Origin of the sequence: Acinetobacter sp. ANC 4654 (assembly GCF_002135425.1) — a bacterium.
Lineage (GTDB): Bacteria > Pseudomonadota > Gammaproteobacteria > Pseudomonadales > Moraxellaceae > Acinetobacter > Acinetobacter kyonggiensis.
On sequence record NZ_NEGL01000005.1, the window covers coordinates 110,068 to 134,895 of the forward strand.

At 38.9% G+C, this 24,828-nt stretch carries 19 protein-coding genes and 8 tRNA genes; 9 read left to right on the top strand and 18 right to left on the bottom strand.

What is annotated here, in order from left to right; translation table 11 throughout:
• The first annotated feature begins 14 nt into the window (after window positions 1-14).
• The 4 genes from yccS (at window position 15) to B9T24_RS09215 (ending at window position 6,528) form a co-directional block, all read left to right on the top strand.
• On the top strand, window positions 15-2,189 hold the full coding sequence (yccS, locus tag B9T24_RS09200) for a YccS family putative transporter (protein ID WP_086165498.1): 2,175 nt from the start codon (window positions 15-17) through the stop codon (window positions 2,187-2,189).
• Between the two features lie 85 nt (window positions 2,190-2,274).
• On the top strand, window positions 2,275-2,835 hold the full coding sequence (locus B9T24_RS09205; protein ID WP_086165499.1) for a YcxB family protein: 561 nt from the start codon (window positions 2,275-2,277) through the stop codon (window positions 2,833-2,835).
• A gap of 177 nt (window positions 2,836-3,012) precedes the next feature.
• Window positions 3,013-5,616 (top strand): PepSY domain-containing protein, encoded by a 2,604-nt coding sequence (locus tag B9T24_RS09210; protein ID WP_086165500.1) that lies wholly within the window; start codon window positions 3,013-3,015, stop codon window positions 5,614-5,616.
• A 129-nt stretch (window positions 5,617-5,745) separates the two neighbouring features.
• On the top strand, window positions 5,746-6,528 hold the full coding sequence (locus B9T24_RS09215; RefSeq protein ID WP_086165501.1) for a YdcF family protein: 783 nt from the start codon (window positions 5,746-5,748) through the stop codon (window positions 6,526-6,528).
• Between the two features lies 1 nt (window position 6,529).
• On the opposite strand, the gene B9T24_RS09220 is transcribed toward B9T24_RS09215, so the two are convergent.
• From B9T24_RS09220 to B9T24_RS09270, 11 genes are all read right to left on the bottom strand, one after another.
• Window positions 6,530-6,991, bottom strand: a complete 462-nt coding sequence (locus B9T24_RS09220; RefSeq protein ID WP_086165502.1) for a DUF2750 domain-containing protein — start codon at window positions 6,989-6,991, stop codon at window positions 6,530-6,532.
• Window positions 6,992-7,065: 74 nt separating this feature from the next.
• Window positions 7,066-7,141: transfer RNA gene (locus B9T24_RS09225), tRNA-Val, on the bottom strand.
• A 100-nt stretch (window positions 7,142-7,241) separates the two neighbouring features.
• A tRNA-Asp gene (locus tag B9T24_RS09230) sits at window positions 7,242-7,318 on the bottom strand.
• A 37-nt stretch (window positions 7,319-7,355) separates the two neighbouring features.
• Window positions 7,356-7,431: transfer RNA gene (locus B9T24_RS09235), tRNA-Val, on the bottom strand.
• Window positions 7,432-7,460: 29 nt separating this feature from the next.
• Window positions 7,461-7,537 (bottom strand) — tRNA-Asp (locus B9T24_RS09240).
• Window positions 7,538-7,550: 13 nt separating this feature from the next.
• Window positions 7,551-7,626, bottom strand: a tRNA-Val gene (locus B9T24_RS09245).
• Window positions 7,627-7,647: 21 nt separating this feature from the next.
• Window positions 7,648-7,724 (bottom strand) — tRNA-Asp (locus B9T24_RS09250).
• A 50-nt stretch (window positions 7,725-7,774) separates the two neighbouring features.
• A tRNA-Asp gene (locus tag B9T24_RS09255) sits at window positions 7,775-7,851 on the bottom strand.
• Window positions 7,852-7,876: 25 nt separating this feature from the next.
• Window positions 7,877-7,952, bottom strand: a tRNA-Val gene (locus B9T24_RS09260).
• 248 nt (window positions 7,953-8,200) lie between these two features.
• A complete protein-coding gene (elsL, locus tag B9T24_RS09265) occupies window positions 8,201-8,731 on the bottom strand; it encodes a cell wall-recycling L,D-carboxypeptidase ElsL (protein ID WP_086165503.1) in 531 nt (176 codons plus the stop codon).
• A gap of 21 nt (window positions 8,732-8,752) precedes the next feature.
• Window positions 8,753-9,154 (bottom strand): YbaN family protein, encoded by a 402-nt coding sequence (locus B9T24_RS09270; protein WP_086165504.1) that lies wholly within the window; start codon window positions 9,152-9,154, stop codon window positions 8,753-8,755.
• Between the two features lie 96 nt (window positions 9,155-9,250).
• On the opposite strand from B9T24_RS09270, the gene B9T24_RS09275 reads away from it, so the two are divergent.
• The 3 genes from B9T24_RS09275 (at window position 9,251) to dapE (ending at window position 11,708) form a co-directional block, all read left to right on the top strand.
• Entirely contained in the window at window positions 9,251-10,150 is a 900-nt protein-coding gene (locus B9T24_RS09275; RefSeq protein ID WP_086165609.1) for a DUF1853 family protein, read from the top strand.
• A gap of 156 nt (window positions 10,151-10,306) precedes the next feature.
• Window positions 10,307-10,450 carry an entericidin A/B family lipoprotein gene (locus tag B9T24_RS09280; protein ID WP_086165505.1) on the top strand — a complete coding sequence of 48 codons (144 nt, stop codon included), beginning with the start codon at window positions 10,307-10,309 and terminating at the stop codon, window positions 10,448-10,450.
• Window positions 10,451-10,571: 121 nt separating this feature from the next.
• The gene (gene dapE / locus B9T24_RS09285; protein ID WP_086165506.1) at window positions 10,572-11,708 is read left to right on the top strand and encodes a succinyl-diaminopimelate desuccinylase; all 1,137 of its coding nucleotides are present in this window, start codon (window positions 10,572-10,574) and stop codon (window positions 11,706-11,708) included.
• Between the two features lie 73 nt (window positions 11,709-11,781).
• Here the strand turns inward: dapE and B9T24_RS09290 are convergent, their stop codons facing one another.
• From B9T24_RS09290 to pilG, 6 genes are all read right to left on the bottom strand, one after another.
• The gene (locus tag B9T24_RS09290; RefSeq protein WP_086165507.1) at window positions 11,782-12,240 is read right to left on the bottom strand and encodes a hypothetical protein; all 459 of its coding nucleotides are present in this window, start codon (window positions 12,238-12,240) and stop codon (window positions 11,782-11,784) included.
• Window positions 12,237-16,592, bottom strand: a complete 4,356-nt coding sequence (locus tag B9T24_RS09295; RefSeq protein WP_086165508.1) for an Hpt domain-containing protein — start codon at window positions 16,590-16,592, stop codon at window positions 12,237-12,239. The genes B9T24_RS09290 and B9T24_RS09295 overlap by 4 nt, the downstream gene beginning before the upstream one ends.
• A gap of 173 nt (window positions 16,593-16,765) precedes the next feature.
• Window positions 16,766-18,838, bottom strand: a complete 2,073-nt coding sequence (locus B9T24_RS09300; RefSeq protein WP_086165509.1) for a methyl-accepting chemotaxis protein — start codon at window positions 18,836-18,838, stop codon at window positions 16,766-16,768.
• 45 nt (window positions 18,839-18,883) lie between these two features.
• On the bottom strand, window positions 18,884-19,420 hold the full coding sequence (locus B9T24_RS09305; RefSeq protein ID WP_004648140.1) for a chemotaxis protein CheW: 537 nt from the start codon (window positions 19,418-19,420) through the stop codon (window positions 18,884-18,886).
• A 5-nt stretch (window positions 19,421-19,425) separates the two neighbouring features.
• Window positions 19,426-19,794, bottom strand: a complete 369-nt coding sequence (locus tag B9T24_RS09310; RefSeq protein ID WP_004648139.1) for a response regulator — start codon at window positions 19,792-19,794, stop codon at window positions 19,426-19,428.
• 23 nt (window positions 19,795-19,817) lie between these two features.
• Complete coding sequence (gene pilG / locus B9T24_RS09315; RefSeq protein WP_004648137.1) at window positions 19,818-20,201, bottom strand: twitching motility response regulator PilG; 384 nt, start codon at window positions 20,199-20,201, stop codon at window positions 19,818-19,820.
• A gap of 326 nt (window positions 20,202-20,527) precedes the next feature.
• Here pilG and B9T24_RS09320 point away from each other — a divergent pair, with 326 nt between their 5' ends.
• Window positions 20,528-21,121, top strand: coding sequence for a hypothetical protein (locus B9T24_RS09320; RefSeq protein ID WP_086165610.1), 594 nt, complete (start codon window positions 20,528-20,530; stop codon window positions 21,119-21,121).
• 579 nt (window positions 21,122-21,700) lie between these two features.
• Window positions 21,701-23,416, top strand: coding sequence for a proline--tRNA ligase (locus B9T24_RS09330; RefSeq protein ID WP_086165511.1), 1,716 nt, complete (start codon window positions 21,701-21,703; stop codon window positions 23,414-23,416).
• 65 nt (window positions 23,417-23,481) lie between these two features.
• Here B9T24_RS09330 and B9T24_RS09335 read toward each other — a convergent pair whose 3' ends face one another.
• A complete protein-coding gene (locus tag B9T24_RS09335) occupies window positions 23,482-24,828 on the bottom strand; it encodes a hypothetical protein (RefSeq protein WP_086165512.1) in 1,347 nt (448 codons plus the stop codon).

A 24,828-nucleotide genomic window follows, 5' to 3' on the forward strand; every position in this document is an offset into this window, starting at 1 on the left:
GGTAAGGACATAATTTGAAATCTTGGCTCACGCGTATTAAACAAGCGACCTATAACACCACCTTTATGTATAACCTGCGTATGGTCATTGCATTTGCAGGGACTGCCTTTGTTCCTTATTTTATGGGACACCAGATCGCCACTATTCCATTGACTTTAGGGGTGGTTGCTGCGGGTTTAAGTGATATTGATGACCGTTTTTCGGTCCGCATCATGAACCTGATTTATACTTATATTGGTTTTTTTATTACTGCCGCATCGGTTTATTTCCTATTTCCTTACCCAATTATATTTGCTTTAGGCTTGATTGTTTCCTGCATTGGCTGGATCTTACTTGGCTCGCTGGGTCGTCGTTATGCCACCATTTCCTATGGCTGTTTAGTCATTTCTGTGTACTCAATGCTAGGTGTTGGACTATTTGACCATTGGTATATCCAACCTTTACTTTTAGTGATTGGTGCAGCATGGTATGGCGTGATTTCAACCATTAGCTTTTTATTGTTTCCCGTTCGCCAAGTACAAGACAAGTTATCGCAGTGTTATTCATCCTTAGGTGATTTTCTCTTTGCAAAATCGAACCTGTTTGATGTCGATATGACACCCCACAGCTATCAGCAAAGTATGATTGAACTGTCCTTAGAAAATGGCAAATTAGTCGGTATTTTTAATGAAATGAAAACTGCGCTACTGACCCGTTTAAAAGGTGACCGAGGACAAAAAGATACCCGTCGTAGCTTACAATATTATTTTGTTGCTCAAGATATTCATGAACGTGCTGACTCAGCCCATATTGACTACCAAAAACTAGTCAAGATTTTTGAACACAGTGATATTTTATTTCGCTTCCAACGGATTTTATTTATTCAAGCCAAAGCCTGTAAAGATTTAAGCCACAGCATTTTGCATCGTGAAACCTATCAGCACAACAAACGCTTTAAACATAGCTTTGCCAACTTAAAACTGTCTTTAGAAAAGTTACGTACAGAACAACAATATGATCAAGTCTGGGTCAACGCCCTATTTTCGCTCTATCAAAATTTAAAGGCAATTGATGCTCAACTGCGGAATGTAGAAACTGAACGTCATATGATATTTGATAGAGCCAAACATATTGAAAACCAACTCAAAGACGATGACCTAAAAGGCTGGGATGATATTGTTATCCGAATCAAACAGCAGTTAACCCCCGAATCCGTTCTGTTTAGACATGCCATACGTGTCTCTATTGTCTTACTGATTGGTTATATTTTTGTCCAAGTGAGCAATATTGAATATGGTTACTGGGTTTTATTGACCGCTCTTTTTGTCAGCCAACCCAATTTTAATGCCACCAAGCGTCGCTTACGTTTACGTATTGTCGGCACTTTGGTCGGAATTATTTTAGGTTACGCCATTTTGTACTTTATCCCGTCCATTGAGGGACAATTATTGCTGCTGATTTTAAGTGGCGTGCTATTTTTTGAATTACGCAGCAAACAATATGCTCAAGCCACTGCTTTTATTACTATTCTCGCAATGATTAACTTTAATCTTGACGGTGTAGGTTTTGCAGCAGCATTACCTCGGATGATTGATACATTAATTGGCTGTGCATTGGCATGGTTTGGGGTCAGTTTTATTTTCCCCGACTGGAAATTTCGTCGTCTATCGCGCACCATCAATCGTTCTCTCACTGCACAATGCAACTACTTAGCTGAAGTTGCAGAGCAATACAAATATGGCCGTAATAATGGTTTGAAATATCGTGTGATCCGTCGTGCTGCACATAATAATGATGCAGAAGTTGCGTCACTCATTTCAACCTTAGCCACAGAACCCGATTTTGATCCCACCCAAAAAAGCTTAGCTTTTGAATTTTTATGCTTGAATCACACCCTTTTAAGTTATATTGCGGCTTTAGGCGCACATCGTGAAAAAATAGAAGATCAAGAAGTGTTAACGCTTTTAGATCTTGCTGTAGAAAATATTCAAGGATCTTTACTCAAAGATGAAGCCCCTGATCTTAATGCACAAAATATGTTGGATACGATTCGGCAACGCTTAAGCTCAAATAATAAAGATGATCAAAAAGCGCTGATTGTGTTACAACAATTATCTTTAATGTTGAGCATCCTGAATCAACTCAGCCGTTTGAAGCAAAGTTTGAGTCATGACCGTGATGATAAAGCCACCGAATTAGCCTCATTATAAATAGGATGATTTTGGAACAATATACTCACTGAATTGCTATAAATAATGCTAAACTTTTTACAGTTCTAAATTTGTTATTTTCATTATGACCGCGAAAAATTTATACGCTTATACCCTTCAGCCTGTGAACTATGAAATTTCAGAGGCTGAACAACGTCAAGCTCAACTTGCTATTTGGCGTAGTACCAACAAAATCAGCACTAAATCATGGATTATCATGGCTGTCGTCGCTGTATTATCCATTGTGGGTATTATCTTATTAAAAAACTATTCGACTATTTTTTGTTGGGTCGCACTGGTCGGTGTTATTGCTTACTTCTTGATTCGTAAATTCGGTTTAGAATGGTACGTTAAACGTAAAATGAATGAATTTCCAGTTCAGGAAATTAAAGGGATTCGTTTAGGCGTGCAACCGCATGGTCTGATTATGCGCCAAAAAATGGGTGCACAAGAAGGTGTTGGTGCAATTGGCTGGAAAGATATTTATGAATGGTATAACACGCCAGAATTTTTGTTGATTAACTTCAAAGTAAAAGGTCAACAAGGCGCTTATATTCTGCCAAAACGTATGGATTCAAGAAACTTTTCATTCAATACTATTCGTAAGCATTTAACTGAAACTGTTGGTGAAGCCAAACAAGTTTAAGATCTGCTGTAAGGCAAATTCTTTGAATAAAAAAACCTCCAAAATATTGGGGGTTTTTTAATACCACAAATATAAGTGAGAATGAGAATATATATCGCTCTCAAAATCCATAGTATCTACTAAATGTTCAGTTATAATTGATGCACTACTGTTCACCACTCATATCATTTTCCAGCTATGTTAAAAAAAATCTTTTTTCAGATCCACTGGTTTCTCGGGATTACTGCCGGCTTGATTCTCTCTATTATGGGTGTCACAGGTGCTATTTACTCATACGAACAACCGATTCAAAAATGGCTCAATCCAGAGAGTTATACCGTACCAGCTGAAAATCGAGATAAGTTAACACCCGCAGAGCTGTATCAGCACTTCTATAATACTGACTCAACAATAAAAATTAATAGCATTACTATTGCCAAAGACCCAACTGCCTCTTCTAGCATTAACATTGTCAAAGAAGGTGCGCGTAAGGGTTATAACATGATGATTAACCCCTACACTGCCGCAGTTTTGCCTGAAATTAAAGGCCGAGAGTTCTTCCAATTTGTCCAACAGTTGCATCGTAATTTAACCGTCGGCCCTGTCGGAAAACAAATTACTGGCGCATCGACTCTCATTCTCATTCTCTTTGTTTTGAGTGGCTTATATCTACGTTGGCCTAAAAAACACTCTTTAAAACAATGGTTCATGATTAAGCCACAGCTCAAAGGTCGTAATTTCCTTTGGGATTTACATGCTGTTGTGGGTACTTGGGTGGTAATTTTTTACTTATTACTCGCCTGCACTGGACTATATTGGTCTTATGACTGGTGGCGTAATAGCATGTATAAAGTATTGGGGGTTGAGTCTCCTCAAGCAGAAATGCAAGAAGGCAAAGGCAATCGTCAAAATACAGGTGAACAGCGTAATAAAAATGAGGCAGCTGGTGGTGAAGCTGATTCAAAGCACAAAGAGGCGAAAAAAGAACTCTCAGCAACGCAAATTAATCTCGCTTTAACCCAAACTTGGACAGGCTTTAATGCACAAGTCGGTCGTGACTATTCCACCCTGACGGTCAATTTACCGAAAAACCCCGATGGCAAAATCGAGTTAAACTTTGTTGATGTCGTTCCGCAACATGAACGTGCTCGTAACAAAGCCACATTTAATTATCAAACTTCAACCATTGAAAAAATGGATCTCTATGAAGATCAAAAATTAAATGAAAAAATCATGAGCAGCATGTTGCCTGTACATCGCGGTAGTTTTTTTGGTCCTGTATACCAATTCTTAGCCATGCTTGCTGCGTTGGTCATGCCATTGTTCTTTGTGACAGGTTGGATGCTTTATCTCAAACGTCGTAAACAAAAGAAACTGACCCAACAAGCTCGCCTTGCTGCAACCGCAGTCACGCTCGATCCAAATGCAAAACCTTGGCTCATTGCTTATGCAACACAAACGGGTACTTCAGAACAATTGGCATGGCGTACTGCAACCAGCTTACAAGAGGCGCGTCAACCTGTAACCGTCAAAGCATTACAACATCTAAGCGTAGATGACTTAAAAAATACTGAACAAGTCCTGTTTGTGGTCAGTACCTATGGTACGGGTGAAGCACCAGATTTAGCATCAAGTTTTGTGAAAAAAATACTTCCAATACCAGCTGATTTAAGCCATCTCAACTATGCTGTTTTAGCCTTAGGTTCTCAAGAATATCCTGAAACTTTCTGTAGTTTCGGGCACGCTATTGATGACTGGTTAAAACAAAATGGCGCAAAACAATTGTTTGCTAGCATTGAAGTGAATAATGCCAATCATCAGCAAATCCAAGCATGGAATACGGCTTTAGCAAAAGTGACTCAACTTGAATTACAAGCCATGAATATTGAAAAAATATTCGATTCATGGACATTAACTCAACGTGATCTACTCAATCCTGACAGCCTAGGTGCAGCAGCATTTAATATTGAACTCAAACCAACCCATGAAGTACATTGGCAAGCAGGTGATATTGCCGAAGTTCAACCCGGTAATAGTGCTGAGCGTATTGCCCACTTTATGCAGCAATATCATATTGCTGCACATAGCCCAGTTGAATCACTGAATATCAAAATTGAACAAGCATTATGGGATAAAGATTTAACCACTGAAGTTGAACCTTTTGCCAATTTAGAACACTTGCTTGAACAATTACAGACTCTACCTGCACGTGAATACTCTATTGCCAGTATTCCATCGCAGCAGGTATTGCGTTTGGTGGTTCGCCAACAATCAGATGCTCAAGGTCAACTCGGCTTAGGCTCTGGCTGGTTGACCCAACATGCCGCATTAAAGAGTGAAATTGCACTGCGTATTCGCACCAACGACTCATTCCACCTGATTGATGATAACCGCCCTATCATTTGTATTGGTAACGGTACAGGTTTGGCGGGCTTAATGAGCTTGCTACATGCGCGTACACGTCAAAACTACACCCAAAACTGGTTAATCTTTGGTGAACGTCAACGTGAGCATGACTTCTTCTATCAAAGCACCATTGAAGCATGGCAAACTACAGGCATGCTACAACGCCTTGATTTGGCTTTTTCTCGTGATCAAGAAGCCAAAGTGTATGTGCATCATAAACTTCGTGAACAAGCACAAGAACTTCAAGCATGGGTCAACAATGGTGCTGCGATTTATGTTTGCGGTAGTATTCAAGGTATGGCCAGTGATGTGGATCAAGCCCTGATTGCGATTCTAGGTGAAGCAATGGTTGATCAGCTTCGTCAAGAAGGTCGTTACCGTCGCGATGTCTATTAATTCAAAAAAAGACCATTTAATCAGATAAAAAAACCGAGCCTAAGTCGCTCGGTTTTTTTAATCAAGACTAGAAAAATGTCTCACTTCAGTTAGACTGCAAAATATCTCATTTACACAAAAACAGTTTTTATGTTTGAAAAAATAAAAAGAATTTTTAGTTTGATCTTCGGCTGCGTTTTGTTCTGCGACGGTTTATTTTTAATTTCGCAAAATAAAATTCATCTGGGGACTGTATTACCCCTATTGCTAGGTTTTGTATTGCTGATTCATGCCATTTTTTATCGTGCCATTCAGCGCTTTTTAGCGCAAAAAGGACAACTTAAAGCGCTCTACCAATGGGCATGGGGTGGTTTTTTACTTTGGCTCATCAGTGTAGCTGTATTTTTCGCTTATATTCACCAACATACCCAACAGCAAAATACTGAACAAACCGTACAAACGATTATTATTTTAGGTAGTGGTATCCAAAATGGTCAACCCTCTCCAACTTTAGCTAAACGCTTAGATAAAGGGGCTGAACTTGCACAACAACAGACAAAAGCTATTCTTATTGTCACGGGTGGCATTGGTTATACTGAAAAAGAGACTGAAGCTGAAATTATGGCAAAATATTTATATCAACAGTATAACATTCCACTACAACGCATTTATTTGGAAGATAAAAGTACCAGTACTGAATTAAATTTACTGAACTCAAAGAGCATTTTAAAAGATCAGAACATTCCACTCTCTGCGCCAATTGCCATTGTGACCAGTGACTTTCATACATTGCGAGCAGCAGCTATTGCCAAAAAACTGGGCTATCAAAATATCATCATGAGCAGTGCAGAAACGCCCTTAAACACGCGTTATAACGCATGGTTAAGAGAGTACTTTGCTTTTATCAGTGGTTGGGTCTTACAAGAATATTAAATTAATTTAAACGGATATTGCGCGGCAAAGGAAGTTTCGTATCCTTGAATAATTCTGGTTTTTGCATATAGATCTGATACAGATACTTTTTCAGATCTAAGAGCAATTTTTCGGGTGCAACCAATACATTTTGCCCTTCAGGGGTTAAATCCATAGATATACAGGTATTTTCTTGACGTAAAAAAGGAATTACTTTTTCAATAAAATCTTTGAGTGAAATTTCCTGAATTTGATACCTTTGCCAGTTATCTTTAATCAATAACTTTGCCAAGCTTTTATGCTGCCATACTGCGAAAGCACGCTGACCTGTGGGAGTTGCACATAAAGCCCATCCATCGTCAAATAAAGCACTCAATGAACCTTGGGCAACAATCGTTTCAATAAATTGTTTATAAATATCTTGCGCATTATAACTTTTATTCTGATTTTTCGACGCAGCTTTGCGTTGATATTGATTTCTCATAGTTTTTCAATATTTAAAATTATTATAGGCTTGAGATTCTATGAAAAAAACAGAATTTGAGCAAGGAGAATATATGGTGGGCGCTGACGGGATCGAACCGCCGACATTCTGCTTGTAAGGCAGACGCTCTACCAACTGAGCTAAGCGCCCTGAAGAAAAAATTCAAGAATTGAATTTTTGATGCAAGACCAACGCTGTGCGTAATCTATGCTAATGTCACACATTTTTCAAAATCAGGATGTTTGAAAAATGGCGCAGCGGACGGGACTCGAACCCGCGACCCTCGGCGTGACAGGCCGATATTCTAACCAACTGAACTACCGCTGCATTGTAAACTTATCACTAAGTTTTATATCCGAAGATATGGTGGGCGCTGACGGGATCGAACCGCCGACATTCTGCTTGTAAGGCAGACGCTCTACCAACTGAGCTAAGCGCCCTTAAAGGGTCTAACATTTCGATTTTAAGATGGCGCAGCGGACGGGACTCGAACCCGCGACCCTCGGCGTGACAGGCCGATATTCTAACCAACTGAACTACCGCTGCATCACAAAAAATCTGGTGGGCGCTGACGGGATCGAACCGCCGACATTCTGCTTGTAAGGCAGACGCTCTACCAACTGAGCTAAGCGCCCTTAAAAGGTCTATCATGTAAATGGCGCAGCGGACGGGACTCGAACCCGCGACCCTCGGCGTGACAGGCCGATATTCTAACCAACTGAACTACCGCTGCACTTACATAATATCGCTATTAAAGTACAAACAATTTATTAAGAACTAAAGTGGCGCAGCGGACGGGACTCGAACCCGCGACCCTCGGCGTGACAGGCCGATATTCTAACCAACTGAACTACCGCTGCACTTTAAGTACCTAACGTAAAGACTTGGTGGGCGCTGACGGGATCGAACCGCCGACATTCTGCTTGTAAGGCAGACGCTCTACCAACTGAGCTAAGCGCCCTTTACGACTTCATCGTTTGTGTGGTGCATTATAGAGAATCTATGCAGCCTGTCAAACGCTTTTCTGCCTGTTTTGAGTTTTTTATGTTTGAGTGATTAAAAAATAGGTGATTCGCTATAAAAACAAACAATTTCTGCAACTTATTTAGGGTTTTACTAAAAAACAGCTAAATTCATCGTCTAATTTTCACTCAATAAATATTCATATTTTTGAATAAACAGTAAATCATTTTATTTTTAGATGCTGTTTTATCTATTTGTACTGATTTCCAAGTCCGCTAAATTTAATTTAAGTTCGGAAATAAAAACTAAAGCCTCTTCAGCAATCAGATCAAACAATTCAATCACATCCTGATTACGCATACGAATACAGCCATGCGACATGGGAATGCCCATCGGTTCGCTGTCTGGCGTACCATGTATATAAATATAGCGTTTAAAAGTGTCGCATCCCTCACCTTGATTAAAATTATCTTCTAAGCCACTTAACCAAAGAATACGAGATAAAATCCAATCCCGTTCAGGGAATTCTGCCGCTAGGGCTTGATCATAAATTTCACCCGTTTCTTGTCTGGCAATAAAGACTGCATTTTGAGGCGCTGTTTGACCAAATTTAAGTGCAATTTTGTGCCAACCTCTCGGGGTCTTCCCTGTATTCTCTTGCTCACCTATGCCATTTTGACCTGAAGAAATCAGATAACACTTATTATGCTTCGGTAAAGTTAAGGTTTGCTCTGCTAAATCAATCCAGACATCTGCGTGTGCTAAAGAATATGACATGATGGGTATTACTCAGGCTCTTTAATCTGTGGTTTTTTGATCTGTGGTTTTTTTGATCTGTACAGTCGAAGGTTCAGGACGTAGCCACAACCAAATTGCGACGCTTAACATCGTCAAATCTGTAAACACTTTGACCAACACAGGTGCATTGGTCAATAGCATCAGCATAGCACTGATCAACATCATGATACTGGCAAACCATTTCGCTTTGCGCGGCACAGTCCCACTTTCACGCCACGCTCTTAAGGTTTGACCATACTTAGGATGATTGAGTAACCATTCATCCATTTGTGGCCAGCCTTTTGATGCGGCCCAAGCTGCTAAAATAAGAAATACTGTTGTTGGCATACCCGGTAAAAGCGCTCCGATAAAGCCTAGAATGACAAAAATCATCACTAAACTCCGCCAAAACAACATTTTCATAGCACTGCCCTATACAACTAATTGCGGTAGTATAAAGTGTTTTTATCTGTGATCCGTTGTAATTCTGCACTTTTTAATTTAGCGTTGGGTGTTTCTATGTTTGCTTTAAATCAAGCTTCTGATCTTCATGAACCTTGGCTTCAATTTAAAAATTTATTGGTTAGGCAGTTGGCATTTTGCGTATGCAGTCCAAATACTTTAAGTTCTATTCCTCCTGAATTGGAACTAAAATATACCTTTGAATTGCATAACACTAAAACATGGACAACGCATTTTCAACATTATCACGCTAGACTGCTTCATTTAGATCAACATCCTCAAGAATTAGAAGTCTTTTTACAACAGCTAAAAAGTACCCGTTTAGGTCTACGTTTTGAAATGTTTATCTGGTTTTGGTTACTTGATCAAAGCTATCACCCCTATGAGTTGCTGGGTCATAGTATTCAAAAAATTGCGGGGCCTAAAACTTTAGGTGAACTCGACTTTCTATTGCGAAATACAGAAAGCAATAAAATTGAACACTGGGAAGTGGCTTTAAAATATTATTTGGCGGAACGGGATTTTTCTCTCGCTTATTGGTACGGCTTAAATCGTAGTGACACATTGTTACGAAAATTAAATCACTTTAGCCAGAAACAATTTCAATTTGAAGATGCGCTTGAATATCAGATTGAACAACGCTTTGCGGTCTTAAAAGGTCAACTTTTTCTTCCTATTGAGCATTCACAAAACCCCATTCCAACTTGGGTGAATTCACAACGTCGCTTAGGCTGTTGGGGAAGTGTGATTCCTGCTCAAGACTCCGCATTTTATCGCTTACAACGTCAAGAATGGATTTGCCCGCAAGCTGACATAAGTAGTGAAACTGCACATTGGTGGATCAATGGTTTGTATCAACAACAAGATCAATCTCATATCTATATGTTTAGAAATGCACCACTGCTTTCTCAATGTTTTAAAAGAGAATCTGATAAAAGAGATATTTGGGTTGATTAACATTTGAAGAGTAAATTACGTTATCGTAATGTCTTTAAAAAATCCTTCTAACGCATAACAATTGGTTACTTTTCTACCATCAAAAACTCATATTGTTTACAATGAGCATTAATTAACCTAAAACCACATCAAAATAATGATTCACACTTGGAGATGATGATGAAAAAAATTCTTGCTGCGTCCCTCATTATGGCTTTTGTTTTAACGGGTTGTAATACGTTTAAAGGTTTTGGTAAAGACGTTTCAAAAGCTGGCGATGCAGTCACCAATACGGCTGAAAAAACGCAAGACAAAATGTAATGTTATTGATCTCAAAAAAACCTTATTTCTAGATAAGGTTTTTTTATATTTAAAACTCCCCTTACCTTATCCACATGATTCCCCTATTATACTGGGCACATTTTCGATTGATTTAACCGGTATGAACCACTCAGAAACTCTAGAGCTTAGTTTACAGTTATTACGTCAACCTTCTGTGACGCCAGTCGACCATAGTTGCCAAAACATTATGGCAGACCGTTTAGAAAAAATTGGTTTCAATATTGAATCAATGCGTTTTGAAGATGTCGATAATCTATGGGCACGTAAAGGAACTCAAGCTCCAGTTTTATGTTTTGCAGGACATACCGATGTTGTTCCAACAGGCAGTTTAGATGACTGGAACTCTGACCCATTTGTACCAGAAATTCGCGATGGTAAACTTTACGGTCGTGGTAGTGCCGATATGAAAACTGCACTTGCAGCTATGGTGGTTGCATCTGAACGCTTTATCGCAAAACATCCAAATCATAAAGGCTCTATTGCCTTTCTGATTACTTCTGATGAAGAAGGCCCTTCAATTAACGGTACAGTGAAAGTGGTTGAAGCCTTAGAAGCACGCAATGAGAAAATGACGTGGTGTTTGGTCGGTGAACCATCAAGCACCAATCAATTGGGTGATATTGTTAAAAATGGTCGTCGTGGTTCACTCAATGCCAAGCTTACAGTCAAAGGCAAACAGGGTCATGTTGCTTACCCTCACCTTGCTATTAACCCGATTCACACTGTCTCTAAAGCATTAGCTGAACTATGCGATACCGTTTGGGACAATGGCAATGAATATTTCCCTGCAACGTCTTTCCAAATCTCAAATATTCACTCTGGTACAGGTGCAACCAATGTTGTACCAGGAACCATGCATACCTTGTTTAACTTCCGCTATTCTACTGAAGTGACCGCAGAACAACTTAAAGCACGCACTTTAGAAATTCTTGATCGTCATAATGTGAATTATGATATTGAATGGACATTATCGGGTTTACCGTTCCTTACCCCAGTCGGTGAATTGGTCAATGCTGCCCAAAATGCCATTCGTAATGTCACTGGAATTGAAACAGAACTTTCTACCAGTGGTGGTACGTCAGATGGTCGCTTTATTGCACCTACAGGCGCACAAGTGCTTGAGCTTGGTGTCTTAAATGCCAGCATCCATCAAATTGATGAACATGTAAATGTTGCTGACTTAGAACCGCTTGCTGAAATTTACGAACAAATATTAGAAGGTTTATTGGCAAACTAAAATCCAAAAAACAAAAAAAGGAACGATAAACAGTTCCTTTTTTTGTGTCTCGTATTTGAAATACTCAATACAATTAAAAGCCTAAAGATGATTGAATTTGGGCTAAATTGGGTATATGAAAAACTTGATCAGCCATACGCACATATTGGAATACTGTTGGATCGCTTAAAGCATGTTCTTCATCAATGACTTCAGAAATACGTAAACGGATGGTTTTTGGCATCTCATTACACATTAATGCAAAACGCTGACTTACATCATCACCTTCAATAACCAATGCAACTCCAGCTTTATGTTCAGGATTATTCACAGCATAAACCGGCAATTTAAGCTCATGCCACTCCACAAAGGACACATCCGTGGCGCTATCGAGTGCCGACAAAACAATGTTTTGTGGTAATAACATCGCATCTTTCCCATGACAGTCAATAATATAAGCATCAATAAAACCAGTCGATACAGTAATAAGGTGATGTAACTCTTGTTGCGTCATTTTATCAACAGCAGAGCTGGAAACACTATTTTGGCTCATTTAGTTGCCCCCTGAATAGCATCTAACAAATTTTCAACATTACTTAGCAATTCTGCTTCTTGGAATGGTTTACCCATATAATGTGTCACCCCAAGACTGAATGCACGTTCACGATGCTTCTCACCCGTTCTTGACGTAATCATAATAATTGGTAAATTTTGATGTACCTCATGATGACGAACCAAATTCGTGACTTCAAAACCATCCATCCGTGGCATTTCAATATCGAGCAACATTAAATCAGGTTTCACATTTTCAAGTTGTTCTATCGCATCAACACCATCTTTAGCTGTCACCACATCATAACCTTGACGTTCAAGTAAACGTGAAGTCACCTTACGTACAGTCACCGAGTCATCGACAATCATAATTAAACGACGTGCATTATTGTGTCGTGACAAATCTCGCGAATCAGCAATATGTTTAATGCGTTGTGTCGCTTGAATTTGTCGAGCAATGTTTTGACCTTCTAAAATCAAACACACTTGACCATTACCTAAAATCGTTGCGCCAGCAACCACACCGACACTTGAGAATTGTTGACCAATTGGTTTCACTACAATTTGTGCACGCGAACCAATCAACTGATCGACCAACAGCGCAATGGTTTGACCACTATTGCCCTTAATTAACAATACAGGTAAAGAATGTGCAATATTGCTTAAGCGTGGTAATGGCTGATTTGAAACGAATTCAGATAAATAACGTAACTTGTAATTGGTGTTATCAATTTTAAAGAAGTCATCTTTACTATTAAAATAAGCTTCCAGAGTTGAAGGTGCAATTCGTACAATACGGTCAATTTGAGCAAGTGAAATTGCAAATTGTTGATCGCCTGCTTTCACCATCAAGGCATCACTCACCGATACAGTGGTTGGGACTCGAATGGTAAATGTTGTTCCTTCGCCAAGATTAGAGTCAACAGAAACATGTCCACCCAGTGCTTTAATTTCACTTTGAACCACATCCAAACCAACACCACGACCAGAAATTTGAGTCACTTCTTTCGCAGTACTGAACCCAGGATGGAAAATCAATTGAAGAATTTCTTGTTTATCAAGGAATTGATCCGCTTTAATCAAACCTAAGTTAAGTGCTTTTTCTTGAATCTTAGACTCATCAATCCCCTTACCATCATCACTAAAGGATACCAACACATCAGTACCTTGACGGCTAATATTGAGTTCAATATGACCGACTTCTGCTTTTTTAGCTTGCAGACGCTGTTCAGTATCTTCAATACCGTGGTCAATCGCATTACGGAGCATATGTTCAAACGGAGTGACCAAGCGTTCAAGAATCGTACGGTCCAATTCACCTTCAGTATTATTGACAATCAATTCCGTCGGACGATTGAGGGTCGATGAAGTCTGACGAACAATACGTTGTAAACGAGGCAATAAACGTGAAAATGGTACTAATCGAGTACGCATCAAACTTTCTTGAATCTCTGCCTGAATACGTGATTGCTGTAAAAGCAAGCCTTCAGCATCACGAATTTTTTCAGCCAAGGTTCTTTTAAAATCGACCAAGTCAGATGCAGATTCCGCCAAAGATTTCGACAACTGATTTAAAGATGAATATTGATCCATCTCTAATGGGTCAAAATCAGCATAACGTGAATTTTCTGAACCATGTTTTGCAATAATTTGTGATTCTAACTCACCTTCCATTCGACGTAATTGGTCAGCTAAACGCTTCATCGCCAATTCCATCTCATTTAAGGTATTACCGATTTGACCCAAGTCCATTTCAATACGTGAACGGTTAATTGCATTCTCACCAGACAAGTCGATCATTTTTTCCACCAAATCGGCAGAAATACGGATCATCTCATTACTATTGTCTTGTTGAGAACTTAAGTCCCACTCACCCAACATAGCAGGTGGTTCAGCACCATCACCTTGAATAAACTCAAAGATTTTAGGCGTTGATAAGCTATTTGCTTGAGCCACGCGATTTGGTAATTGAGCTGTGACATTCACCAACTCAATCGATTCTAAACTTAATCTTAAACTGTCAAAATTACTATAATCACGCTCAAAGATGGCCTGCTTCAACCATGAAAATGTCGTTTGTAATAATAAATCGTAAGCATTCGAATTAAAGTGATGGACTGCAAACTGTTCAAACGTAGTTTCTAATTGATATGAAATTGCCGCGACAGGTTCATTTTCAACCATACGTGCGCCACCTTTAAGGCTGTGGGCTGCACGTTGTAATTGAAGAAGCAAGCTACGATCGCTTCGTTGCTCAAACCATTTTGTTAAGAACTCGTCTGTAGACTCAAGAATTTCTTCAGCTTCTTCTAAGAAAGTTTCTTCTGCAATTAAGCGAATACTTTCTTCTGGACTTTCAAAATGTGCGACATCTGCTAAAACAGGCTCTTGCTCTGTCTCAAATTCTACTTCAAATGTTTCAATTGGTGCTTCTAATGTCTCAACTTCAGCCGCAACCGTTTCAAGCGTAGGTACACTAACAAACTTACCTTGTGCAATCTCTTGAATATTACGTAAAATTTCAATTGATTCACGGCCAGCATAGTCAATATTATTTTCACGAATAATTTGAATTCGATCCGTAACATCATCTTGTACTAAACGGACAATACTAACGAGCTGTGGCGTTACCTCAATTTGTTTACGAATCACACGTTCATAAATTGACTCTAACTCATGTGAAATCAAACCAATATGAGTCGCTTGAATCATATTTGCACCACCTTTTAAGGTATGCAAATAACGCATTAAATTATTCAAAGAGGCCGTATTGGTCTGATCCTTAGCCCAAGTATTCAAATCTTGGTCAATACCGACCAATAGCTCTTCGGCTTCTTCTAAGAAAATCTCCAACAAATCTGTATCAAAATCATGATTCGCATCGGCTGCATGCATTTGAGCGCGAGCAGAACGGATTTTTTGTGAAATCTGCGCAAGATCGACAACAGCCAATGCTGTGCTGCTTGCTACAGGTGCTTCCACCTCATCAAACTGCTCGAAATCTTGCTGAACGAAAGCAGAAAGATCATTTAATACTTTCTGAACATCAGCCGACAAAATAACACGTTGTCCAGCAGCCAACGTATCAAACAAATGGATAAATTCTTGATGAGCCTGTGCAAACAACTCATACGCATAATCAATATTTAAAAGTTCTGGCTTTAATACCAATGTTTCATAACTTAACTTTAATTCATGGGTAAATTGATGAATTCCAATCGCAGCACGATTATCCGTATGATCTAATAATTGTTGCGCTTGTTCAGTTAAAGCTTGTATATATTCTGGATATTCAACTTTTGCACGTTTCTCAAACTCGAACTCAGCATCCAATAACAAATCAATATTCAATGCAATCAGCTTAGAAACTAAGCCTTGAGGATTAACGCCTTCATCTATTTCAGTTGAAGCAAAACCGTAATTATTCCATGCATTATTAAATGTTTCATAAATTGCATCTAGTTTTTGTGTTTGACCCTGTCTTAAAATATGTAAATAATCACGTACAAACTCAGCATACTGAATGAGTAATGCCGTTTGATTTGATGTAGAAATGATATCGTCTTGCAATAGGGTTTTAAATAAATTTTCTACTTTAGTACTGGCTTCAAAAATCTGCTCAATTTGAGCCATTGATGAACTACCACGTAAAGTATGTAAGGCACGAATAAGCCCATTATAATCTTGAGTCTGCTCTTCTTCATTTTTCAAGAACTGATCGATTGTCGCTAAATGGTCTTCAGCTTCTTCAATAAAGATAGCAACTGTTTCTTCTATATAATTATTATCTTCTGCTTCAGTAGCAACTGTACTGGATTCTTCATCTTTAAATTCTAAACCAGTAATATCATCTTCTGTCGTTAAACGTGTAGAAAGCTCCAGTAATTCTTCTAATGCAGGCTCCAAACTTAATTTTTGTTGTATTTGCTGACCCAATAAAACCAAAGGTCGCAAATCAATATCAGCAAGCTGAACGCTCTTAAAAACTGGGTATAGCTTATATTGATAAATCTTAAATACCGCTTGAGCAAAGTATTGAACTTTGTCATCTAAAGGAATTGTACCCAAAATAGCGCGATTTAAAGTGTCTTCAACAGTCCAAGCCAACTCACCTGATGATTTTGCCCCAACCATTCGCCCAGACCCTTTTAGAGTATGGAAATGGCGACGAATTGTGCTCAATGTTTCTTGATCACTTGGACTTTTAAACCATATGCTAAATAAAGTGCTTAATTCAACGAAGATCTCTTCTATTTCTTCAACAAAAATTTCTAAAATTTCTGCATCTTGATCAAGATAACTATCTTCAGGAAGCGTAGTCGTTTCAACTAAATTTTTTAATATTTCTTTCATAGCTTAGGCTTCTTACGTTTATCTGCCACCAAGAAGGGCGCTCAAACTTAATTATCACCATCACACGAGACCTAACTTTGAAGCTAAGTTCATCTTGTCGATGCTTTATCTGTGATTTATTGATGTGCCTTACTCGAAAGTAAGGCACATTACCCCATAGCTTTAGCCTTACCTTAGTCTGGTAATTTAAAGTCAGTTACAGATTCACGTAGCGATTCGGCCATATTTGCCAATTCAGATACTGAACGTGCTGTATCGAATGTTGCTGTAGTCGTTTGTGATGTAATTTCTTGTACAACATTCATCGTGGTTGCAATATGACCTGCGGAAGCAGACTGTAGTTTTGCAGCATCAGAAATGTTAGCAATCAATTTCGCCAAGTTACTCGATACGTTTTGAATTTCATCCAATGCCACGCCCGCATCTTTAGATAAGTTCGCACCACGAACAACCTCAGATGTAGTTTGTTCCATTGAAATTACAGCTTCGTTTGTATCTGTTTGAATGGTTTTTACCAGACCTTCAATCTGCTTGGTTGCTGATGCTGAACGTTCAGCTAGACGCTGTACCTCATCCGCTACCACGGCGAAACCACGACCTGCTTCACCTGCCATCGATGCCTGAATTGCTGCATTCAATGCCAAGATGTTGGTTTGGTCGGCAATATCGTTAATCAAGGCAACAATGTTACCAATTTCTTGTGAAGACTCACCCAAACGTTTAATACGTTTTGAGGTTTCTTGAATCTGTTCACGAATTGTATCCATCCCTTCAATTGAACGGTTTACAACATCAGCACCGTTGGCAGCAATTTTTACCGAACGTTCCGCAACCACCGCAGACTCTGTTGCATTCGAAGATACTTGGTCAATCGACATAGCCATTTCATTAATTGCGGCAGATGCACCCGCAATTTCTTGCGCTTGGTGTTCAGATGCTTCAGCTAACTGGTTGGTAATGCCCTGCGTATTTGCAGTATATTGTGCAACTTCTTGAGACGTATCGGTAATACGTGAAACAAGGTCACGTAATTGGTCAATTGCGAAGTTAATCGAATCGGCAATCGCACCGGTAAAATCTTCAGATACTGTTGCGTATGAACGAAGGTCACCATCTGCAAGATCGGCAATCTCATCAAGTAAACGTAAAATTGCATTCTGGTTACGGTCATACTCTTCTTGTAAACGTGCTACACGCTGTTTATCTGATTCACCACGTAAACCAAGTAATTTGAATACGCAGAATAAGAAACCACCTAAACATAAAAGTAAGAACAGACCTGGAATTGCAATGGTTAAACTTGAACCCACTGATAATTTATACAGGTTTGCTAACAACTCATCTGATTGTGCAAAAATTGCAGAAGAGGCCTGACGTACTTTAACAATTTGTGCTGAGTTTTTAAGAATCGTTGCAGATGCTGATTTTAATACATCATCATATTCAGCCTTAATACCTGTTAATGATTCAAGTAAAGCTGGATCAGTAATGCGTTCTACACCTAATTCAGCACTACCATTGAGCTGTGCATTTAGGTAAGAACCAAACGTTTCTGTATCGGCACTAAAGTCATCTGCCGATTCACGAGAGTTTTCACTACCCGTCAATACAGAACTGATAGAACGAAGAATACGTTCTGCAATAAACACCTGATTTTTCGCAATAACAACCTGATTACTTGGCATATTTTGACGTGCCATTTGGTCAACCATCAAGTTATATTCAGCCTGAATACCAGGAATGGTTTCACCAATCGCAATATTTGTATCATACAGTTGGTTAATCATTTTTTGTTGCGCAGAAATTAAATCAATTTCTTCTGATACTTTTTTCCATTGCGTCTCTACGTCAACGAGTGGCTGAGTACGAACATGAATATCTTTCACAATTTCAAGATTTTTAGTAAATGCTTCTTGAGATTTTTTTAATTTATCAATCGATTCTTTCGTACCTGATGCTGTTGCTTCAGTCGCTTGACGTGAAATCATTTGTGATAACAAACGTAAATCACCAACACTACGCGTTAACTCATTATTGCGCGGCACACTATAGAATAAGTACAATAACAGGAATATTGCTAAGACAAGACAAAAAGCTGCACCCAAAATTAATGGTTTGGACTTTTCACTGTCACCAAATACACGTGATAATTGATCTGTCTGTGATTGAATCTTAGCGAATAAAACATCACCAATCTTACGACTGCTGCCTTCACCTGTATTTTTCTTCTTAAGTTTAAAGCCCATCCAGCTTCTCCCCGACTTTCGCCATCATTCTTCAGCGCGCGACTATTAATTTATAAATTTTATAGATGCATTCATGTATTTTGGATTTTGCAATAAACGACTAAATAAGAAAACATGCCAGTGTTGATTATGTTGATAAAAATATCCCTGACAATATTCTTTTAAATTGCTGTCTAACTCACTATTTTTAGAAAAAAAACTTTTCTTATTAAAGTGCTGAATCCCCAAAACTTGATCTACAACTAAACCGACATAATGGTCATTATGACTAATACACAATACTTTCTGAGTAGGTGAAAACTGACTTCTATGCCCAGAAATATATTGAGCTAAATCAGCCACTGAAAGTAAACGCCCCCGAATATTAGCCAACCCCATCACCCATGATTGAGTATTTGGAACTGGCGTATATTTAGGTGGATAAATCACCTCAGTTACTTCACCTAAAGGGGCAACAAAATATTGCCCCATCATCTCAAAAGCAATGCCTGACCATCGGTTTACTTCATTTTCAGTTGTAACGTAGTTTTTATTACCACGTTTAGCAAGCCGAAGTAATTCGATAAATCCATTAGCTGCCATAGAGCTTATCCTGCATTGAGGTGGTGTTTAATCACATCAATTAATTGTTTTTCGTCTACAGGCTTGGTTAAATAATCACTCGCCCCTTGACGTTTTCCCCAAACTCGGTCTGTTGCTTGGTCTTTGGTACTGACAATCACGATTGGAATGTGTTTTGTCGTGTCTCCACGTGCAATTTGACGCGTTGCTTGAAAACCATTTACCCCTGGCATCACCACATCCATTAACACAAGATCTGGCAACTCCGCTTGTGCCATTGTGACACCATCAGCACCATTTGCCGCTTCTATAACCTCAAACCCATTTTTGGTTAAAATTTCTTTAAAACGGAATGTTTCTGTTGGTGAATCATCAACTATAAGGATACGTGACATGCTTGTCCCCAATAAAAATTAACTTATGCTGTTACGTGATTTCGAATTGCGTTTAATAATTCATCTTTACTAAAGGGTTTGGTTAAATATTCATCCGACCCCACAACACGACCTTTTGCCTGATCAAACAAACCATCTTTACTCGATAGCATGATGACTGGAATATTTTGATAATTTTGAGAATTTTTGATTAATGCGCAAGTTTGATAACCATCCAAACGAGGCATCATAATATCGACAAAGACAATATCAGGATTTGCTTCTGCAATTTTTGCTAAGGCTTCAAAACCATCTACTGCTGTTACGACTTCAAAACCTTCACGCTGCAATAATGTTTCTGCTGTACGACGAATGGTTTTTGAATCATCAATCACCATAACTTTTAGATTTTGGAATTTATCGTCCATTTAATGACCCTTCACATTTTTTGAGTGTACAAACAATTTGAGTAGAAAGTTCTATTACAAGTTACAAACATTTTTAACATATCTTTACTTGCATTTTCAACGACCATTTTCCAAACAAAGACTCATTTTCTTGCTTTTACCACAACAGCTTCACACTTTCTATCGACCAACGATTTTTTTTTGATTCAGAATGGTTTTTTATTCTCAATTTTGAGTCTAATATACCATTTTATTACTTCAAAATAAGTAATTTAGTTAACATTACATTGGGGGATACAGTGCAAAGTCAGTTTAAACAAAAACTCGCTTTCATTGCGCAAAAAAAAATGACTAGAAAATTCATTTTTCTATTTTTAATGATTTTTCAATTTACATCTATTTTTGCTCAAACTCCACTTAAAGCAACATGGTATCGTTACTATGATACTAAAGGCGTAGCCAATATTAGTACAAATGTAACACCAAACCATATTCGCCATGGTTATGAAGCCTTAGATCAAAACATGCAAGTGATTCAGCGTAATCGTGCTTACAATAGTGAGGCCGATATAAAGAAAGCCCCCTTACGTGCCGTACAAGCACAACAAAAATCAGCAGACTTAAAACTTAAAAAAGCCTATACCAACAGTCAAGTCGCCATTAAAAAGCGAGATGATGCATTGCTGTACATTAAAAAACAACTTGCCTTTCAACAAGATCAGTTAAAACAGCTACAAAATGATCGAATCTACTTTAAACGCCAACAAATGGAACATTTACGTAAAGCTGAAACCACTCCGATTGCCTTAAAAAACAACTTAGATTACAACCAAAAAAATATTGAAGAAAAAAAGAAAACTATTAATTCATTACAAACAAACTATCGCAATACTCAAGCAGAGTACGACAATATTATCGCGCGTTTAAAAACACTTGAATAAATCACTTTTAGGATGGCTAAGTTTACTTTTTGAGGAACTTTTCGTTCGACTACAATGACCACTTGATCCTACCCATTTCCCTATACGACACATTTCCCTTTATTTTAATTTTTTAATTGTATCATCAGCATGATAACAATGTTGGCTCTCTCATTTTGGATATGCTGAGTGGTGATACGATTGTGGTATTAGCCATTGAACTGACCTGTATTGCTCTGTATCTCACTCTATTACCATTATACTTCCCACCCCTTTTACCAATTGGGGATGATATTTCAATCATCACCTGTACTATCTGATGGAGATTATTCCACTGGTATTAAGTTTAGATAGAGATGGTAAATAAAGTACTCTATGGCATCTGCTGTAATTGATGGTGGAGTGATGTCCACACAACTCACCTTAATGGTTATGCCTGTGGTCGCCACTCAGTTAAATGACCTCAAAAACCTCCATAATGCCTCAATTTTACAACGTGTCTCACGAGTTAATTTGCAGGTAAGCGATATTATGAAATGTTCGCCTCATTTTTTTATCGTATAATCTGGCTTTCATGCTTATATTTTTAGGACAGTTTCCATGCGCGCGAGTCGCTTTTTGTTTGCTACGTTAAGAGAAACCCCAAACGATGCTGAAGTTATTTCACATCAGCTCATGTTACGTGCGGGAATGATTCGTAAATTGGCTTCGGGTTTATACACTTGGTTGCCAATGGGCGTACGTGTGCTAAATAAAGTGGAAGCGATTGTACGTGAAGAAATGAACCGTGCAGGAGCACTTGAAGTCTTCATGCCCGTGACTCAACCGTCAAGCCTTTGGGAAGAATCAGGTCGTTTTGTTCAATATGGTCCAGAACTACTACGTTTTAAAGACCGTCATAACAATGACTTTGTACTTGGCCCTACGCATGAAGAAGTGATTACCGATCTTGCGCGTAATGAGCTGAAAAGTTATAAACAACTTCCGATCAACTTTTACCAAATTCAAACCAAATTCCGTGATGAAATTCGTCCACGTTTTGGTGTAATGCGCTCACGCGAATTCATCATGAAAGATGCTTACTCGTTCCATGTCGACCAAGCATCATTACAAGAAACCTATGACGTGATGTACGATACCTATTGCCGTATCTTTACCCGTTTAGGTTTGAACTTCCGCCCAGTACAGGCAGATACAGGTTCAATTGGTGGTTCTGGTTCACATGAGTTCCATGTCTTGGCTTCAAGTGGTGAAGATGATATTGCCTTCTCAACAGAATCTGATTACGCAGCTAACGTCGAAATGGCTGAAGCAGTTCTTGTTGGCACACGCGCAGCAGCAACGCAAGAATTAACACTGGTTGATACACCCAATCAAAAAACCATTGCTGATGTATCTGCATTTCTAAAATCAGATGCGAAAGATTCAGTAAAAGCACTCTTGGTTCAAGGCGTAGCAGATGAAAAAGGTCATGTACCTGTGGTTGCATTATTCCTTCGCGGTGACCACGAATTAAACGAAATTAAAGCTGAAAAACATGCTGCGATTGCCTCACCTTTAACGTTTGCAACAGAAGAACAAATTGCTGCGCTTGGTTTAGTGACTGGTTTCATTGGCCCACAAGGTTTAGTTGAACAAGGCTTAACGGTGATCGTTGACCGTGCAGCATCGGTACTCTCAGATTTCGTTGCTGGTGCAAACCAAGCCGACAAACATGCAACTGGCGTAAACTGGGAACGTGATGCACAATTTACTGAAATTTACGACTTACGCAATGTCGTTGAAGGTGATGTTTCTCCTGATGGTCAAGGTACACTACAAATTAAACGGGGTATCGAAGTCGGTCACATCTTCCAATTGGGTCAAAAGTACTCTGAAGCACTCAATTGCAAAGTGTTAGGTGAAGATGGTAAACCGCTGGTCGTGACTATGGGTTGTTATGGCATTGGGGTAACACGTGTGGTTGCTTCTGCTATTGAACAAAACTTCGATGACAAAGGCATTATTTGGCCTACTGCTATTGCACCTTTTGACGTTGCTATTGTACCGATGAATGCCCATAAATCACCACGTACGGTAGAAGCTGCTGAAGCACTGTATGCAGAATTACAAGCTGCTGGTTATGACGTTATTTTGGATGATCGTAACGAACGCCCAGGGGTTAAATTCTCTGATTTAGAATTGACCGGTATTCCACACCGTATTGTGATTGGTGAGAAAGGCTTGGATGCAGGCACTTTTGAATACAAAGGTCGTACTGATGCTGAGTCTGTAAATATCAGTAAAGAAGAACTTTTAGCTAAAATTGCCAAATAATTCTTTAATATAAAAAATCCCGCTTTATGCGGGATTTTTTATATCTATTTCAGCACGGAATAGACTTAACAAAACTTCACACCGCCATAGCAGTTCGGTCGAAAATTTTGTCCTTGCAGGGTCAAATTGGTTAAGGGAAAATCTAATGTCGTCGAATTCATTGGTACATTTCCTACGACCAATGAACTCCCACCTACACATCCAGTTAATAAATTTCCACAGTTACGTGGATTATCTGTCAAATCCTTACTAATTCCTGCAATCGTCTGTTTTAATACTTCATTGGTAATCTTAACCTGTGTCGTTGGGCTTAAACTCCCTAGCTCTACCTCATCCTCCATCGCCAACCACCAGCCCTTATTCGCCCCAACCGCTGCGCCCGACCATAAAATACTTTGTGATTGCAACGATAATGATGCTGGATTATTTAAATACAGTGCATGAATTAAGCCCAAACTCTGATTCACCGTAATATCCGTTTTTAGCCCTGTAATACTTCCCGTAACCGTTTTATCAAGATTAAGAAAACCTAAAACTGTCGCTGTTAAATCACCTGAGAAATCAATTCGACCTACTGTTCCACTCCCTTTAAGCGTTACATCGGTCATCCGAGTTCCAGAGACAATAGTTGAACCTATAGTAAAAGGAGCTGAAGTCGAGGACAATGTTAAATTATAATCATTCGAAGAGTAGGAAATATCATAACATGGATCAAGAAAGCCAGACTGACATGTTGTTCCAGAGCTACTACCGAATAATCGCCCCTGTACAATTCCATTGATAGTCTGATTAACATCAGAATAACTCATCGTTCTCTCAGCCGTTACAGCTGTGCCTGAAGCCGCTTTAGTTTTCATATAACCACTAAAACTGTTAATACCATTCGGAATCCCATTCCCTTGAGCATCTACATCATTTGTAGTACCTAATGTCATCAACCCTGAAATTTTTTCTGCGCTGACCCGAAAGCCTAAAACCTCACGGCTTGCAGCAGACGTTGGATTCTTGATTGCAAACTGAATAAATGGATTGGTAATTTTTGCTGACGTCGCAGCTCGCTCATCTGAAGTATAGTTTGCATTTGCAGGCAATCCGCTCAATGAAAGATTATCAATATCAATATCGCATTTTCCCGCACCATTGCTACCGCCACAACCGAGCTGAAGCTTTTTAATATTCGCATTCAGCTCCATTTCGGCATTTAAACCTAGTTTGTAAAATCCGATATTGGATTGGTTATAATTTACGCCTAAGGCATCAGTCTGATTGCTACCCTGTAAATATTCCAAATTCAATAAAGCTTGACCATCCACTTTCGATAATGCTTGATCATCCAAACTCGTCATCGCATAGGTCATTGTGGTTAAACTAAAAGCTGAAGCAGCCATGCTTGCTATTATTGTTTTTTTCAT